Consider the following 17,093-nt stretch of genomic DNA (forward strand, 5'->3'; position numbering starts at 1 on the left):
AGAGAGTTTTACGTAACTCCTCGTCATTCCTACGAAAGTAGGAATCCAATTCCGATAAAAGTGAAAAATGAGACTAAGAGTCAGGCCGGAGGCGCCGCGCTCTCGATCAATCTCCCGCGCGGTAAGGATTCCTACGTGGTCAACAGCACCGTAGCTAGCGAAGGTTGGGCGGCCATTGAGGCCCAGTGCAAGAGCTCACTTTAACTAACGACGGCAAATACCTCGTTGCGCTCAAACGGGAATGGGCTGCTGGAACCTGTGCGATTGTTTTTTCAGGCGCAGAGCTCATGGCTCGCCTGGCGGTACTGGTGCCGCCGCCAAGGGTACATACGACCAGATACTTTGGTGTATGGGCGCCACGCTCGAAAATGCGTCGGCTCGTGACGCCATGCTCTCCCGCACCGGGCCTGATCTACGAAAGTGGATCAGGCCCAGTTGGCGCTAATTTCGCTTATGATCTATTTTGTTTAGCGCAATATATGTTTTAGTGTAGCCATATGTGGCCAATGATTTTGTCTTTAACGTTGTTAAAGCTATCTGTCGCGGTCAATACGAGCAACGTATCGTATTCTGCAGGTGCGGCGCGTATCTCTCCAGTCGATGGAATGACACAAGTATATGTTCCAGCCGGCGCATTTACCATGGGTTCCTCTGACAAAAGTATCAAGCGATATCTTGCCCAATGCAAAGCCTGCAAAGGTGAGTGGTTTGTCGATCAGAAGCCACAACATCAAGTTACACTTGATGCGTTTTGGATCGACAAAACTGAAGTCACAAACGCAATGTTTGAGCAGTTTGTCGCGGCGACAGGCTATCGCACAGAGGGCGAGATCCTTGGCTCAGGCATTGTCTTTAATCAAGCAGCTAAGGATTGGCGCCTGGTACAAGGCGCAGATTGGCGCCATCCGCAAGGACCGCAAAGCAATTTGCTGGGTCTTGACAATCATCCCGTTGTACATGTGACGCAAAGTGATGCGATTGCCTATTGCGAGTGGGCTGGGCGACGGCTCCCCACAGAAGCTGAATGGGAAAAAGCTGCCCGCTGCACAGATCGTCGTGAATACCCATGGGGTAATGAGCCCGTATCGCAAGATCGAGCAAACTTTGCCGATCGCAATCTAGCTATTTGGAGTGGCAACTCTGCCATTGATGATGGTGCCGTGTTTACAGCACCCGTTGGTAGCTACACGGGCGGCGCAAGCCCGTATGGAGTGCTCGATTTGGCTGGCAATGTTAGCGAGCGCGTGGCTGACCGTTACGGCGAGACGTACTATGCCGCATCAACAGATCATAATCCATCCGGTCCGTGGAGTAGGGAATACGTTGTCACACGTGGCGGCTCGTGGAGTCGTGCCGAGCGCTATTTACAGAGTACCTATCGTGTTCGATACTATCGCCACAACCGTGCAGCAGCTTTAGGTTTTCGCTGCGCGGCAACCGCTCTAGGGGCACCAGAAACCGAAGAACACGTCATTTTCGCTTCCTGGCGATCTCCTGTCGCACCCGCGGATCTAGCAGCACAATTGCGTGTGTTTTTGGGTCGATGGGAAGGCTTCGAGATGAATCCACCTGTTCGTAAAGATCTGAAAATCGCTCTCTTTATAGAAGATATCGGTGTGACTGAGGGCAAAGCTCTTGTTTGGATGGGTACCAACCTACAGTTTCCAATGGTTGTTGACGAGGTGAGCTTTCGAGTCAACATGCACACATCCAACGCGCCAGAGATTGAAATCGTTATTACCAAAGGTGGGTCCTTATTAAGGACAACGAAATTGCGTTTTGACACAACAACAGGCGAGCTAATAAGCCCGGCAGATTGTCCGCGGCAGTGGGTTCTTACACGAGATCGATCGTTTGTATTGCATGGTGACTATGAAAGTTACCTCGCGAAAAAAGGCATCACCGCAAAGACGTATGAACCTTCTAGCACTTGGCGAATATACGGGCGAGGATACCTTGTTTATCTTCCCCCTACGCAAAAGATCGAGAAAGAGCGCCGATGGCCCTTGCTGCTATTTTTGCATGGCGCAGGCGACCGCGGTGACAATATCCTGGCATTAGCAAAAGCAAGCCCGTTTGCCATGATCCGAGAAAAAGGGCCTCTGCCATTTGTTATCGTAGCACCCCTGCTATCGCGTGCGGATCATCTTTTTACCTTTTCTGAGAGCTATATCGATGGTGTGCTTGAGCTTGCGCGCAAAGAATATCCCATCGATCCAATGCGTATTTATGTAACGGGCCTAAGCTTAGGTGGCGAAGCTACGTGGCGCTTTGCACTTTACCGTCCAAATATTCTTGCCGCTATTGCACCGCTTGCGGCGTTTACGCTAGGCAATCCAAACATGATCAGCCTTCGCAGTCTGCCGGTTTGGGCTATCCACGGAGCAAACGACACCATTATCCCGGTAGCGATGGGGCAAAAACCGGTCGCTGCTCTTCGCGCTGCTTCTGGAAACGTTCAATTTAGCGTGTTACCAGATCACGACCATGATGTCTGGACCGATACTTACACAGATCCAAAATTCTATGAGTGGCTATTGCAACACTCACGTTGAAGTCATTGATAGATTGGCTTTATAGCGGAGACTCGCGGGCCGCAGGCTAGAAATTCCTTGGAGTCGGAGTTAACGAGCATCTCATCAACACGGTCGGCCATCAACATGCTGATCGTCGAGACCAATGAATCACTAGGAGTAAATTTAACAGGCAGTTTTTATACTAGAGCAGTGCGAAAATAATTCTGCACCGCGCTTTCATAAACTACCTCGGATTTAGCGGGTGGATTAACCTTTTTACCCGCACCCATCGGAAGCGTACGGATTTGCTTACAGACCGGCGAGATGAGCTGATAGCTACGTAGACAGCAACGGCGTGTTGGCGCTAATTTCGCTTATGAGCTTACTTATATTGAAATCCTATCCCAGTCGGGTTTTACTTGCTTGGCGTGAAGGATAAAGTCTTGTTTTATTTATGTGTTCGCGAAGCATGTCTGAGCGAACACCAATTGGTGATAAACCAATTATCTTAAAAAAAACCAGATTTTATCTAAACTTTAACCTCAATTCAGAAAAATATTTAAGTATTTTAATATGTTATCTTTTTTTGCTATTTACTATTAAGATCTTTTAAAAATTTTTTTAATACTAGAAAGCAAATTAATTCGAATAAATAGCTAAGCTACTTAAAAAGCTATATATAAAAAAGCTAGTTGCTATTAAAATAGTAAAAAAAGGTTGGAGAAAAAATGTCTCAGCCCTCGTCAGATAAAATAGAAATACATCCATTAGTTATTGAAATAATTGATGCCATTACATTCAATAAAAAAAATGATTTAACTATAATTCCAGAAAAAAAATTTATAACTTACCGATCTAAATTAAAACAATTAAAACATGAAATAACTATTTTTGAGCATCTGGTTGTAATATACACGCGTTTACTTAAAAGTGACCTAGAAACTGTTGCTAACCAATTTTTAGAGTTAGCTAAAATAGGATTAGTCTCAGCAAATTTAAATAACGTAATTGATGATACTCAGGCTCAACAATTAATAAATATTAAAGAACCAATAACTCCACCTCAGACTTTGGGATTAAAAAAACCTGATAAAGTATTGTCAGATATTTTTAAAATAAAACAAAAAAAATAGCAACCTCAATTAGAGTGTATCCCTTAAAAAATGATAAAATAAGTCGATTACATATATTGTTGGCCTAACAAACATTATGCAGACCATTATTTTCAGTAACTTTATTAAAGTAAGATACTTCAATGACACGCCCAAGTCATATTGCTATTTTTTTTTTATGGGGATACCTACCGTTATATTACATATTTGTGCATATTTCTTTACTAATTCGCTAACATCTATTGAATAATCCAAAAATATTTTTCGTTCTTGTTTTTCTAATACTTCTAACTTTTTCTCGCATTCATTTAATTTTTCTTTTTCTACTATCTTTTTCATATCCTTATTTAATTTTTCTTTTTCTATTTCTAATTGACCTAGTTTCCGATTAAAATAATTAAAACATACATACCATTCTTCTACAAAGGTTTTAATATTGTCTTCATTTGGTTTCCAATACTTTAATTTACTGATTGCTATTTCTTTTAATGTTTTTAATTGGTTAATATATTCATTGCTCTTATCTGTTTTAGCTTTCTCTTGTTCTATCATATGCGACAATAAATCTATCGTAAATACGAGGTCAGAAATAAGATTATTATGAAGTTGATTTCCACTATACATGGCACCAGATTTTGTTTTATCACCATAGACAATTTCTATTCCACCTTCTATTACTTCAAAAATTAAACATCTTTTCGCAATTGGTGAATCATCACTTTCTGAGCGTGCAATTGGTCTAATACCCCATATGGGTGCTTCTTCGCATTCAAATGCAATTACTATCCTAGGATTTTCGCGAAATTGTTGGGATGAAATTGTCACTTCTCGGTTTTTATTAGCAGTACCACCATTATAATAGTACTTATCAGTGGTTTCATCGTATCCAATATTAATTTTATAGCTATGAGTTTCGGATAATTTTGGCATTGATTTATAAGTAATAGAAGAAACAATTTTTGTGGCGTATACATCATCTGCTATATTGCCATCTGCTTTATTTTTATTGTCAAAATTTAAACCGGCTTTTTGAAAACTACTTTTAAGTTCGCCTAAGCTTGTTGAACGCTTAAGGCCAATTGCAAATTCATATTTTTCACCGATAGAAAATTTTATGCCACTAGGACCATTGGCCATTTTAACTTTAGAAATGTTACCGCCAATTGTATTGTCACCCATTTGCAACCTCAGTTATTCTTTTTCTGGCAAAATGCTAATTTTCAGCCCTAATTTTGAAACTTTAATTTTTTTATTTTCAACAGCATATGCCACCTTTGACATCTGCTTTACTTGCTTATCGGCAGTATATTCCGATTTGTTCTCTCTTTTTTTTGAATTATTCCACACTAATATTACACTCATCAAATTTGTCAATAATTTCGGCGAGTTATAACAGTGCATTTGATCTCTTATGTGTTAATTTTTTTTAAATTACTGCGCGCTGCGCTATTTTTTAAGTTAGGATCATTAAGTTCTTCAAGCGGCTGACTATCACGCAATGCTTGAGCCGCCTCATTCATATCTTTTTCAAGTTGTAGCAAATGACGCTTATGTTGACGAAAAAACCATTTTTTTTGAATATCAGGAATAGCCGGAGCAGCCACCATAAATACAAAAGGTATCCACTTCTCCCATAAAGGGATAAATGGTGCCCAAATTAAAAAACCACCGATAGCTAAGCCAGTAAGGCTAAGAATAATTCGTGATATTACATCACCGCCACGCCAAGCACCGCCACCACGACTATCACGCACACTTTGCGGATAAGCAAAAGCCAAATAACGCCGCAATAAAATTTCTTCGAGTTCGCGTGCAACCCGGGTAAAATCAGCATCAGCACCCATCGATGCATATTGTGCCCGCAAATCATTAAGTCTTACGCGCAAGCGCGATTTGGCGTCTTTGGCAAAACCTTCGGCATCAAGGGGAAAACCAGGGCGCGCGCGTTCAAGATCTTGCAAAACATCGCGGGCAATCAACCCTAGTTCATCTTGCATAAGCATAAATCACCCAAATTGGCTAAATTGAATCTTAAATATAATACTAAATCATAATCTAAATGTTACGAGAAGCTAATTTTCCTATTGCCAGATTACCAATGGGTTACCATAGATTGACTATATCTCATTAACCTAAGTAATAATACTGATATGTCTATTGCTCAATCTCGCATTAACTCTAAGTGACAAGTTTCTATTCCTGTAAAAGTACGCCAGCGCTTAGGCGTCATACCAGGTTCTATTATTGAATGGGACGAAGTAAATGAATCTATCTGCATACGACGTGCCGGACGTTATTCTTGCACAGACATCCATAATAAAATTTTTACCCATGGTGTAAAAAAAGTTACTCCTAATTAAAGACATCAAGACAGTTACTCAATAGCCTAGTGGGCATCCTTATTCTGACGCGCGATTTTTATTCGCGATCGCTTCTTGACTAAGTGCGGTGCGAATTAAATCGTTAAGATCGATTTTTTGCACACCCATAGTATTAGTGCCACCAGGTAAAATAACAATCTTTTTGCCAGCTAAAGCTTTAGCAATACGCAATTTGACATTAGTGCGACCACCAGATGATGCCATAGCACGATTAAGCTCAATTATGCCTTTGGCCTCGTTAGTTTTTTGCGCCAGAATAGCTTCGGCTTCTTTTTGTTTTGAAAAATAATAGGCATCAGCAGATAATGAAACTTGTTTAGCTACACCTTGTTCTTGGGCGATTTGTTGCTCAACATCACCTTTAATTTTTTCAAGCTCTGCCTCCCACTTATTTTGAGCGGCTTCTTTGGCTGAACGATTGGTATTTACCTGTTGATCATATACTTTTTTGCTAACAATAGCTTTTTGATAATTGGGATGAAAACGATGGTCACCAAGGGTTACATTTTCACAAATAAGACCATATGGCTTAAAAGCTTCATTTAAAGCAGTTACCGCAGCTTGCCCGGCTTTGTATTTCTTTTCGGTATAAATTTCTTCTGAGGTAAGCGTATTTAAAGCATCACGCACGATGGTACGTGCCATCGGGCGCACTATTTTTTCTTTAAGCTCATAATCGTTTACCGCAACATTAGATAAAATATTTACTGCTTGGGTAGTATCGATGCGGTAAAGTACAGTTACGTCAACGCCAACGTCATTACCATCAAGTGTTTTAAACTCAATATCATCAAGGGTGTCACGATCACCTTCGTTAACTTTTGAGGTCATCTCTAAACGTTGAGTGCGTGTACTATAGGTGTACCAATCGTTTACAAATGGTAAAAAGAAGTAGGTTCCGCCTGGGGCATAAACTTTCTCATCAATACCGGTTAATTTATTTACCCGAATACCTACTTCATTAGCCTCAGTGCTACGAGTTGCGCAACCAGTAGAGAAATTAGCAAAAAACCAGGCAGTGCAAACTACTGCTAAAATGTGAAGATTAATGTTGGTTTTCATTATTTTGCCCCCACTAAGCGCAGCATTTGGTTAACATCTAATGGGTTAACACCACTCTTATCATCAGAAACAACAATTAGGCTTATGCCTTCAAGCACTTTGGCCATTTCAAGCGCCACTAAATTATCAGAGCCTGATGACGCATAAGCTTTATTGACTAGTTGCGTACCCTTGGCCTCGGCAACTTTTACTAACATATCACCCTCAGATTCTTTCTTGCGACGATATAACCCTGCTTCGGCTCTGATCTTTATTACTTCGGCTTCACCGCGTTTGCGCTCAACTGCCCCAGCCGCCTCACCTTCTGACTCAATTTTACGCCTTGCTGCATCTTCTTTGGCTGCTTCACCCATTGAACGATTAGTGAAAACTAATTGATCTTGCACTTTGCGGTTTTCAATTTGTTGTTGATAACCTTCTTCGTAGTAATATTGACGCACCAGTATATGTTCAACTTTTATCCCCACTTCTTTAAGCAGTTTGTTCATTTGTTCTTGGGCTGACAAACAACGCTCAATGCGGTGAGATTCGTGATAAAAATCTTCAGCTAATAACTGACCCAAATTTTCTTTAAGCGCCAATACTGCTTTAGGAATAACCGCCGCATCTTCAAATAAACGTTTTGGGCCAATCTTAGTCATAACCGCATAAGGGTCAGTGATACGGAAAAGCACTGTGACATCAACTTGAACCTTACCGCCATCAGAAGTATCAATCTCGATACGTTTTATGCGTCGAACGCCTTGTGCACTATTTGATGCTTCACGCGAATTGTTAGTCATTTCTAATGATTGCACCGCAGTTGGGAAACGATGAATGGTTACCCCAGGGCCGGTGAATACCCATTGGCCACCTTCAATTACTTCTTTTGAAACACCGCCAGTATAACGTGATTCTTTAATACCAGCTTCGTATGGCCTTACGTAATCAACACAAGAACCCCAAAATATCATAAGCACCAAAAAAACAATGCCTGCCATAAATAAGGCTGGCTTACGCAACCAGCGCTGTATAGCTGAAATTTTTTTGCTTGCGGTGTTCTCGGTCATAATTTTGTCCTTAATGTAATTTTTACGATGACTATTGAAATCATCCTATTAATAGCGATGCAAGGCTAAATATAAAAAACCGCCATCATGCTTATTATTAAAACTAATAGCTTTACCCTAAGCGTACGTATCGGAACCAAAAAACATCTGAAAATAATAGGGAATAACTTGGCGTTTACCAGTTAATGGCAAATTTGCCAATCTTGCGCGGGCACGTTCTACTGAGACCAGGGTTACTACTTTATCAGCAAGGTGTTTGCCCACTTTCTGACAACCATAAACACCACCTGACTCATAAAAACTGCAACCAAATAAGCGCGCATAAAGCTCGCGTACTATATAAACCAAACAATTACCTTTGCTATCAAGTAGAGGGCAGCGAAAATGCAGTTCACGTGCTATCAACGTATGGTCGATAGTATTTCCTGGTGGCGGTGCATCAAACGCTAAAATGACTGGGCGATGATGCTCATATAGATTTAGTGCTTCGCTAATAATGCTATCTCGTTGTTTTGGATTTAGATGGCTCTGCGCCCAATCCCACATCACCATAAATTCTAATGGAGTAAGAAATACACATTCATGACAGCAAGCATCACACCCAGCTTGGCAAGGTAAATTTAAATTGCTGGTGTTACGAAGGTTACGAGCATCAATGTCAGCATATAATGCGAGTAGCGCTTGACGCTCTGTGATAAAATCTACGCCAATATCTGCCGTTAATTGAATGAAATCAATTGCTAAATAATTACTCACGAATCTACTTGTATCGGAAAAACTGTTACTTGCCCACGTGATTCTATACGTAAAAAAGTAACTTGCAGATTAGCTGGTGCTGACACTGCTTCAATACGCTTTTCAACTGGTGGTGGCATTGGCGGTGGCTCTGGGGTTAATTTGCGATTGTGGCGTTTGCTTTTTTTGCGCCATTTTTTGGTGATTTTTTTCTTTATCTTTTTTGATGGTGGCGGCGTTGTTTGCAGTTTAACTTCAACTTCTTCTTCTCTAGTGAAGTCATGCAAATAAAGAGTTATCTTTTTACCAGCCATTACAACATCTCGATGAGTTTTATAATCGCCATCAATAGTAAAACTAACATTTAGCCAATCATAATCACTGGTATTTTGAATAATAAAATAGCGGCCCATAATTGGGTCACCGGGTAGTACTGTTATTAAAGCATCAAGATCGTTTGGTCCTGTATTTCTTGGCTTTAACACAAATAAAAGCGTGGCAATTACAATTGCGACATAAATTAGTGCAGCGATAATTTTAAGCTGAAAAAATATCGAACGCGCACGAAATAAACGCCACTCTTCTTTTGCATGTTCGCTAATAGTTGCGTTCAGCACACTTGTTCTCGCAGATAGAAATCGTTGGGCCCACGAGGAATTTTAAACATGTTAAAAATCTCTTAAAACTTTTTATCTATTAATTATGCCTATAGTTTTAAGCAGCGCTACTTAAGAACCTGCACTAAGAAAAAACTCAATAATTACAACAAGTTTAGCTATAGACTATTTAGCTTTTTGATGATTTTGGCGCTGATTTTTTCATCTCTGCAACAATTTTAGACCAATGCTTGCTAATGTACTCTTTGGCCTGCGAACCGGTAGCAAACTTATACTGACTTTGTAAAACCGCATCGTCGATTAAGTGTTCTTTGCCTTGTGTATCTAAAACTTTGCGTTTAGGCAGACCGCTAACGTTCTCAAGATACAAGACGACGTCGGGCAAATCGGATTTGCTGCGAGTACGTTTTAGAACTGTGCGGCAAGTCTGCATCTTGTCAAAAAAGGGATTATCCATAAAAACTCCTTGTATCATCATATGTGTGGTAAAAGGCAATAAAACAATAACGATCACAATCATATCTAGGGGGTGTCCCTAAGTACCGATAACTATATTTATACTACAAGGCTTGACTTTTAGCTGTACTTCTGGTGAAAAGCTCAACCCACGAGCGGGACTAACTCAGTGGTAGAGTGCAACCTTGCCAAGGTTGAAGTCGCGGGTTCAAATCCCGTGTCCCGCTCCAAAACGCTAAGTATGACACCCGGTTGCTTATATAGGTTAACCGGGCGTTTTTGTTTTTGGGGACGGGTGTACGTTTGCGCAAATCGGTCGAAGGATTAACCCGAGTACTCGGACCAGACTCTATAACTCACAAGCGCGACAAAATTTTACCAGCGCTTTAGATAAAGCAAAACTCTAAGGCGCTGTGCAAATACGTCGCAAAGACGGCAGCCTCTTTACACTCTCTCCAGTAGCGCTAACAAAAAAATCGCCACTCGATATAAAAGGTATAAAAACCAAAGCTACAACGAAAGATATAATTAGCGCCATACATGAATCACGACGTCGTTAACCCACCCACGCCATACCTACGCAAAGCGGGTATCTATGTATATATATCTAATATATTTATAACTCCTAGATTGCCGCTTTCGCGGCAATGACGGATTTACTTAACCTTAGATTACTACTTTTGAGACACCGCTAAATTAACCAATGTTGCTACCGCAAAACCAGTAGCGCTTTTAGTCTCACCATTTGCTTTAGACATTGCCAGGCCAGCGATATCAATATGAGCCCATGGTGTCTTACCGATAAATTCTTTTAAAAACATCGCTGCAGTAATAGCACTACCTTCACGGGCACCAACATTACGAATATCGGCTACCTCACTTTTTAATTGTGCTTTATGTGATGTTAGCAAAGGCATACGCCACAAACTTTCACCTTCTTGTTTAGCACTATTTTCTATCTGTTGAGCAAGCTTATCATCATTGCAGAACAGTCCCGCAGTCGTATTACCAAGAGCAATTACACAAGCACTGGTTAATGTTGCTACATCAATTATTGCAGCAGGTGATTGTTTAAGGGCAAAATGAAAAGCGTCAGCTAAAATTAGGCGTCCTTCTGCATCGGTATTAATGATTTCAACACTTTTTTGAGCAGCACTAAAAATTATATCTCCAGGTCGCATTGCATTACCTGCTGGCATATTTTCAGCTAGTGCAATAATAGCATGAACATCTTGTGCGGGTTTAAGCTTCGCGATTGCGGTCATAGCGGCAAGTACAGCCGCAGCCCCGGCCATATCAGATTTCATACCATCCATACTTGTTGGCGGTTTAAGACATAAGCCACCGGCATCAAAAGTAATACCCTTACCCACTAAAACTAATGGCTTTTTATTACGTGTTGATTTTTTAGCTTTATAAACAAGATGAACGAGACAAGGTTTATGCGCACTGCCTGCCCCAACTGCCAGTAATAATCGCATATTGTGTTTTTCAAGTTCGCGTGCGCTTAGCTTTTTAAAAATCAGGCCATGAAAGCGCGCTTGTTTCGCTGCTTGTAGCGCAAAAGCTTCAGGATATAAAACACAGGGAGGTTCGTTAACCAAATCACGCGCCAGGGTTACTGCCGAAGCAATAACGGTAGCGTAGCTTTGTAGAGATTTAAAACGAGATTTAGTCAAATTATCATTTGTTTGTATAGCTAATAGTGTTGGAACGCTTTGCGGTAATTTCTTTTGGCGATAACGATTAAAGCGATAATTTGCCAGCATTGCCGAACGACTAATAACAGTTAAATGTTTGGTGGCTTGCAAGTTTGGTGGCAGAACCAGCAATATTGTGTTAGCGCTAACTCGTTGGGCAATTTTTACAACTCTTTGACCTAACAATTCTGATGTCTGCTCATTATATTCTTGTTTATTGCCTATACCTAATAAAGCAACTCGCTTAGCTTTGAGTCTTCCCAGTGTATTAATCACTACCGAATCTTTTTCTTTTGCGGTAAAGTGTTCTTCTTTAGCAGCAGCTAACAACGCTCCGTTTAGAACTTTATTGATAGTCAGACATACATCTGTTTGAAAATTTTTCTCAAATAATGCTAACACAATGAAATCGTAATTAGATTTTATTACTTCATCATTATACTGAGTAATCTTTAGCATTGCCGCGATATCCTCTTGCTTACGGGATCTGTGAACAAAACTCTATATTCCAGGTAATATCTGAAGGAGCCATATTGTAAATTGTTTCACGCTGCCAATTGTTGCCATCCCACTTATATTGTCTAACTACGTTTTGATCATCAGCAGATACATACAATTCAACTGTACCATCGTTATCAATGTCAGCAACGTTAGCAGCATGCTCAAATCCACTAGAATCTGCATCAATGCACTCGGTCTCCCATTTACCATCTGCTTGAATTGGTGCCACTAAACGCCATATCCCAGCTTTCATGGTAGTAACAATTAAATCATTTTTATTTGCATGCTTTAAATCCGCGGCCAGTAATACGCGTGCTTGCATGGCATCTTTTATACGAGCAATAACTTTACTGCGCCATTTTTTGTCAACACGTTGATATTCATAAATGTCAACTGTAGAGCTATCACTATGCGCGCGTGCTGGTTCTACAGCAGCATAAATACTATCTCGACCTCGACCAAGAATATCTGTTACTAAAATTTCTTTAACATGCGCATCTTTAAAACGAGCAACAGTTGTAACTATAAATCCTTTTTTAGTGTCGCGATGAAAAGCTAAAATCGCACCAGCTTGTGCAGCATCGACTTTATTAGGGGTTGATGGGGTTACAAAAAATTCGCGTATTTTATCACCATCAACGTCACCAATTTCAACCTCATGCACAAAGGTTTCGGGTTTACGATATACTTCGGTCATATACCAACTTTTATTATCGTTGTCTGGCCCTGAAGCTATATGCCATTTTCCACCTTGTGGTGCTTTTTCAAGATGAGTTAGCACTGCCACAACACCTTGATCATGAGTTGCAATAACTAAATCATCTTTGTCATCGTGAGTAACATCAGCAATCTCAAAATCGCGTAAGCGATCCCATTTGCCTCCAAATTCACCTTGCCAAATTGTTTCGGCTACCCAAGCACCATGCTTATCGTGATGCCACAACTTGGCTAAAGCTTTAGTTGCACCAATCGTAAGCACATAACTTTTGTTATCGAACTTAATACATGCTGCTTTATGAAAGACTCGACTCTCGGGATCAACTATCATCTCTGAATGCCATGTTGAACCACGTTTTTGTAATAAAAGTAAACTGGCTGGTTCAGGTACAGGTTTACTTTTACCCGATTCATCAGTTTGACGAGTAAAACGTGCTTGCGATAATAATAATGTAGCAAAAGGCGATGGTTTCTCTTGCACTATTGCAGAAGTATTATTTTTTACATTGGAAATATTCTGAGAATTAGGCCCAGTTACCGACTGCTTTGTTTGCTTATTGTTTTGGCATGCAACAAAGAAAATTGCTAATACACAAAGAAAATAGATAATTAATTGTCGCACATATACAGTAAAATTAGACATTCTTTACCCCTAAAAAATTAACAAATGATTCTCATTAATTTACTATTTGCATAGCAGTTTATGAGTTCGACGTAATTTACGTATTAATGTTTTTTCGGCATCTTTCATTATTCGTGCCTGATGACCACCGTTAACATGGTCATGACCTAATAAATGCAGCACACCATGTACTAATAAACGATCTATTTCCTCGTCAAGACTACAGCGATAAAAGGTAGCTTGACGTTTTACCATATCATAACTGATTACTATGTCACCTAAGAGTGGTGCGGGACCTAATTCTTGCAAGTCCTTAACTCGCGCTGTTAATTGAGAAAATGACAATATATCGGTCGGCTTATCTTTACCACGCCACTGTTTATTTAACTCATGAATTTCTTGGTCATCAGTAATTAATAAGGATAGTTCAGCTTTAGGACAACCCAAGACGTCGCAAATTATCTGGCCGCTGGTCTTCATTCGATGGATCGCGGTCTTTGGAACGTTTGGGTTGCTTTTGATCCGAATCGCCATTTGACTTCTTTCCAGCAAGCTCTTTTAATATTTCAGGATATTCAGGACGTGTATGATATATAGAACCTAATACTTTTGAGAAACTTTTTGCGATAAGATGCAAATCTTTTAAAGTGATTTCGCATTCTTCAAGCTGTTCGTCGGCAAATTTGACATTAATAATTCGTGCAACAACCCCACTAAGTCGTGCTGGTGTTGGGTCGGCAACCGAACGTGCCGCCGCTTCAACTGAATCACCAAGCATAACTAATGCAGCTTCACGAGTTTGTGGCTTGCGACCGACATAGCGATAATCATTTTCAGAAATTTCGTCTGGATTCTCAGCTTCTTTTACCGCTTTATGATGAAAATAATGAATTAAGGTTGTGCCATGATGTTCAGCAATAGCGGAAGTAATTGTTTCACCAAGACGATATTTATTGGCGATTTCAAGACCATCACTTACATGTCGTTTAATAATCATAGCACTCATTGATGGTTTAAGTTTATCGTGGGGATTTTGCCCTTCACGCTGATTTTCAATATAATATTGTGGATTTATACCTTTACCAAGATCATGGTAATAAGCCATAACCCGAGCTAATAATGGATTTGCACCAATAGCCTCAGCAGCCGCCTCAACAAGAGCGCCAACAATTATACTGTGATGATAAGATCCCGGAGCTTGCACGATTAAATCTTTAAGCGCGGGATGATTTAAATTTGCCAATTCAAGTAATTTTAAATCAGTAGTATATCCAAAAACTACTTCGATAATTGGTGTAATCGCCAGCGCCACCAAACTTGCTAAAATACCACCGATAAATGCCATAGGCAATGCGGTAATATAAGACCATAAATCATTACGACCTAGCACAAGCTGTATTACTAAAGCTGCAGCAGCTTGACCAATACCTACAGTAATGCCAGCGCGTAATAAATTAGCTCTTGCAGATATAGTGGGAATACGAGTAGCACCTAAAATTGCACCAACCATTGCATATAAAACAAAAGGACTGTCGCTATCAATTACCAAACCTAAAACTAAACTCGATAGTACGGCAAACCACAATGCTATATTAACTCTTAGAGTTAAGCGAGCAATCATAGCACCTGCCGCGACCGGCAAAGTGAATATTAATGCTTCAAAAGACCATTGGGGGAAACGATCATGTAAAGCGGCGGCAATAGCAACCCATAAGCGTGCGGTAGCTATACCCGCCAGAAATAATGATGAAAGAAACAGAACGTCACGACTTGAAAATGATAGTTCATGTTTATGACCTGGTATACCCAATATCCCAAGTGCAATAAGCAACAACACCGTTAGAGCAGCACCTAAAGCCGCAAGTAATGTATTAGTGCCACCGCTTGTTTGTTCGATAGCACGGAAAATTAAAAAATGGCGTTTTAATAAACGTTCACCATCACGAATTATCATTTCACCTTTTTTTACCGTGATGGTTACTGGTTTTACTGCAATACGTGCTACTTCGCGTGCCACTTCAGTGGCGGCACGATTAGGAGTTAGGGTCGCTTCTATTATTCTTATGCCTATTGAAATTGCTAAATCCCGCCATGCAGGTTTTAAATTAGAAAACTCGCGACGCATTCGGGTTCTAAGTTCGTGGCGAGCAGCGTCAATATCAAGTACTGAACTAATATTTGCAATTTTACGAGGAGCAGTACCATCATCGGGAACACGCTGAACAGTTAAGCCTAACTCCCGATCAGCTTCAAGAATAGTACGATCAATAACTATCGGCAACAACATAACTTCACGAATTACATGGGCTAAAGATGCTGCTAATTCTTGTGCGTAACGAGTTTTAAATAAACCTATAATCTCATCAGGTTTAAGGGTTACTCCAATTGTTTTTTCGAACTCGGCTTGATTTGCTGCTAAAGTAGTTGCGAGTTCTTCTAATAACCGCTGCTCTTGTGTGCGAGATAAACGACTGTTTGCAAACTCTGCATGTTCAGCAATAAATGCTTCAATATGAGTATGCATGGTTGTGAAAGCAGATTCAATTGCCCGTGCTCGCTTTTCTCCTAATTGAGCATCAAAGTCATATACTCGTTGAACCGCACTAACCGTAGCTTCACGATGACGTATGGTCGCCTCTTCATCAATAACTTCAATATCACGGGGAGCTTTATAATTAGTTGTTGCCGGCGTTCCTAACAAGTTATCATCGCTAGGATAAGACTGCGTGGCCATTTGGGGAGCCACCAACAATCCAACCAGTAAAGCAGTTAGAAGTATAATAAATGGACGAAATAATACACTTGCGTCTAAATGAGCATAAACACCGGCTGCACTTGGCAGTTTTATTCGAGAATGCCTCACATTTGAAGCATTGCTGGTTGGATTTTTTTCGCCGGGCATCTTGTTTAATTATTCCTATTTACGTTCAATATAATCGGCTTCCCAAACTTTACCTTTTTGTTTGCCAAGACGAACCATTACTTTATCACCTTGTTGCAGATAATAACTGCCTGCATTTATTAAAGTATCAGCATCATCAAGCGCTACTTTGCCACCTTTGATTTTCAATTTTGGAATAATTACTAACTCTTCATTGCGCTTTACGCTTTTACCTGCTCCATCTTTAGCTTCTTTAATAACTCGTAATTTAAGCGCTACTATTGGGAATTTGCCAATTTTAATATCTTCTACCTTTGCCTCAAAATTTTTACGGTCTTTTAGGCGCTTGCTGCGGGTCAAATCAGCATCTTTTTTTGCACGAATAGAGCCACCGCCCTCTTCAGTCATCTCTGCAACTGAATCACCAAGATTAGCTAATTCTGCAAGGGGATCATCTTCTTGAGCTTGAGCAGAAATTGCATAGCCGACGAACAAAATAAAAGCGATTGTTGTTAAACGCATAATTGCTCTCCGTGAAATTACAAATGGTTTAATTTCAATCACATCTAAATTAAGCTGTAAATATTTATATAGGGGGTGTCCCTAAATGTCTCCCATCGATCTACACAAAATCCGCTACTTGCGGCCCACGTGCTCATAAAATCCTGCCTGCGACTTGCCACCAGCAAGCCTCGGCATGATTTTTTTGCGCGCGCGGCCCTCGTCACGCGGCTTTTGTGAATC

At 40.4% G+C, this 17,093-nt stretch carries 18 protein-coding genes and 1 tRNA gene; 6 read left to right on the forward strand and 13 right to left on the reverse strand.

What is annotated here, in order from left to right:
* From JW841_05090 to JW841_05105, 4 genes are all read left to right on the forward strand, one after another.
* A partial coding sequence (locus JW841_05090) for a hypothetical protein (GenBank protein ID MBN1960300.1) occupies positions 1 to 204 on the forward strand: 204 nt, incomplete at its 5' end.
* Positions 186 to 488, forward strand: a complete 303-nt coding sequence (locus tag JW841_05095) for a transposase (protein ID MBN1960301.1) — start codon at positions 186 to 188, stop codon at positions 486 to 488. The genes JW841_05090 and JW841_05095, both read left to right, overlap by 19 nt.
* Positions 489 to 506: 18 nt before the next feature.
* Positions 507 to 2,555, forward strand: a complete 2,049-nt coding sequence (locus JW841_05100; GenBank protein ID MBN1960302.1) for an SUMF1/EgtB/PvdO family nonheme iron enzyme — start codon at positions 507 to 509, stop codon at positions 2,553 to 2,555.
* Positions 2,556 to 3,244: 689 nt separating this feature from the next.
* Positions 3,245 to 3,649, forward strand: coding sequence for a hypothetical protein (locus tag JW841_05105; protein MBN1960303.1), 405 nt, complete (start codon positions 3,245 to 3,247; stop codon positions 3,647 to 3,649).
* Positions 3,650 to 3,793: 144 nt separating this feature from the next.
* Here the strand turns inward: JW841_05105 and JW841_05110 are convergent, their stop codons facing one another.
* The 8 genes from JW841_05110 to JW841_05145 form a co-directional block, all read right to left on the reverse strand.
* Positions 3,794 to 4,807: a hypothetical protein gene (locus JW841_05110; GenBank protein ID MBN1960304.1), complete on the reverse strand. Its 1,014-nt coding sequence runs from the start codon at positions 4,805 to 4,807 to the stop codon at positions 3,794 to 3,796.
* 12 nt (positions 4,808 to 4,819) lie between these two features.
* Positions 4,820 to 4,990 (reverse strand): hypothetical protein, encoded by a 171-nt coding sequence (locus tag JW841_05115; GenBank protein ID MBN1960305.1) that lies wholly within the window; start codon positions 4,988 to 4,990, stop codon positions 4,820 to 4,822.
* A 47-nt stretch (positions 4,991 to 5,037) separates the two neighbouring features.
* The gene (locus JW841_05120; protein MBN1960306.1) at positions 5,038 to 5,625 is read right to left on the reverse strand and encodes a hypothetical protein; all 588 of its coding nucleotides are present in this window, start codon (positions 5,623 to 5,625) and stop codon (positions 5,038 to 5,040) included.
* Between the two features lie 402 nt (positions 5,626 to 6,027).
* Positions 6,028 to 7,071, reverse strand: coding sequence for a prohibitin family protein (locus JW841_05125; protein ID MBN1960307.1), 1,044 nt, complete (start codon positions 7,069 to 7,071; stop codon positions 6,028 to 6,030).
* Positions 7,071 to 8,120, reverse strand: coding sequence for an SPFH domain-containing protein (locus JW841_05130; protein MBN1960308.1), 1,050 nt, complete (start codon positions 8,118 to 8,120; stop codon positions 7,071 to 7,073). Before JW841_05130 ends, JW841_05125 begins: the two co-directional genes overlap by 1 nt.
* A gap of 117 nt (positions 8,121 to 8,237) precedes the next feature.
* The gene (locus JW841_05135) at positions 8,238 to 8,876 is read right to left on the reverse strand and encodes a hypothetical protein (GenBank protein MBN1960309.1); all 639 of its coding nucleotides are present in this window, start codon (positions 8,874 to 8,876) and stop codon (positions 8,238 to 8,240) included.
* On the reverse strand, positions 8,873 to 9,472 hold the full coding sequence (locus JW841_05140; GenBank protein MBN1960310.1) for a hypothetical protein: 600 nt from the start codon (positions 9,470 to 9,472) through the stop codon (positions 8,873 to 8,875). The genes JW841_05135 and JW841_05140 overlap by 4 nt, the downstream gene beginning before the upstream one ends.
* A 169-nt stretch (positions 9,473 to 9,641) precedes the next feature.
* A complete protein-coding gene (locus JW841_05145) occupies positions 9,642 to 9,929 on the reverse strand; it encodes a hypothetical protein (protein ID MBN1960311.1) in 288 nt (95 codons plus the stop codon).
* 154 nt (positions 9,930 to 10,083) lie between these two features.
* Here JW841_05145 and JW841_05150 point away from each other — a divergent pair.
* Together JW841_05150 and JW841_05155 are read left to right on the forward strand one after the other, a co-directional pair.
* Positions 10,084 to 10,158, forward strand: a tRNA-Gly gene (locus JW841_05150).
* A gap of 183 nt (positions 10,159 to 10,341) precedes the next feature.
* Positions 10,342 to 10,488 carry a hypothetical protein gene (locus tag JW841_05155; GenBank protein ID MBN1960312.1) on the forward strand — a complete coding sequence of 49 codons (147 nt, stop codon included), beginning with the start codon at positions 10,342 to 10,344 and terminating at the stop codon, positions 10,486 to 10,488.
* A gap of 114 nt (positions 10,489 to 10,602) precedes the next feature.
* Here the strand turns inward: JW841_05155 and JW841_05160 are convergent, their stop codons facing one another.
* The 5 genes from JW841_05160 to JW841_05180 are packed head-to-tail and all read right to left on the reverse strand — an operon-like array spanning position 10,603 to position 16,871.
* The gene (locus JW841_05160) at positions 10,603 to 12,087 is read right to left on the reverse strand and encodes a leucyl aminopeptidase (protein MBN1960313.1); all 1,485 of its coding nucleotides are present in this window, start codon (positions 12,085 to 12,087) and stop codon (positions 10,603 to 10,605) included.
* Positions 12,088 to 12,106: 19 nt separating this feature from the next.
* Positions 12,107 to 13,489 (reverse strand): hypothetical protein, encoded by a 1,383-nt coding sequence (locus JW841_05165; GenBank protein MBN1960314.1) that lies wholly within the window; start codon positions 13,487 to 13,489, stop codon positions 12,107 to 12,109.
* Positions 13,490 to 13,531: 42 nt separating this feature from the next.
* A complete protein-coding gene (ybeY, locus tag JW841_05170; protein MBN1960315.1) occupies positions 13,532 to 13,915 on the reverse strand; it encodes an rRNA maturation RNase YbeY in 384 nt (127 codons plus the stop codon).
* Positions 13,902 to 16,370, reverse strand: coding sequence for an HDIG domain-containing protein (locus JW841_05175; GenBank protein MBN1960316.1), 2,469 nt, complete (start codon positions 16,368 to 16,370; stop codon positions 13,902 to 13,904). The genes ybeY and JW841_05175 overlap by 14 nt, the downstream gene beginning before the upstream one ends.
* Before the next feature lie 15 nt (positions 16,371 to 16,385).
* On the reverse strand, positions 16,386 to 16,871 hold the full coding sequence (locus JW841_05180) for a hypothetical protein (protein ID MBN1960317.1): 486 nt from the start codon (positions 16,869 to 16,871) through the stop codon (positions 16,386 to 16,388).
* Positions 16,872 to 17,093: the final 222 nt, after the last annotated feature.

This window comes from Deltaproteobacteria bacterium, from assembly GCA_016931625.1.
GTDB lineage: Bacteria > Myxococcota > XYA12-FULL-58-9 > XYA12-FULL-58-9 > JAFGEK01 > JAFGEK01.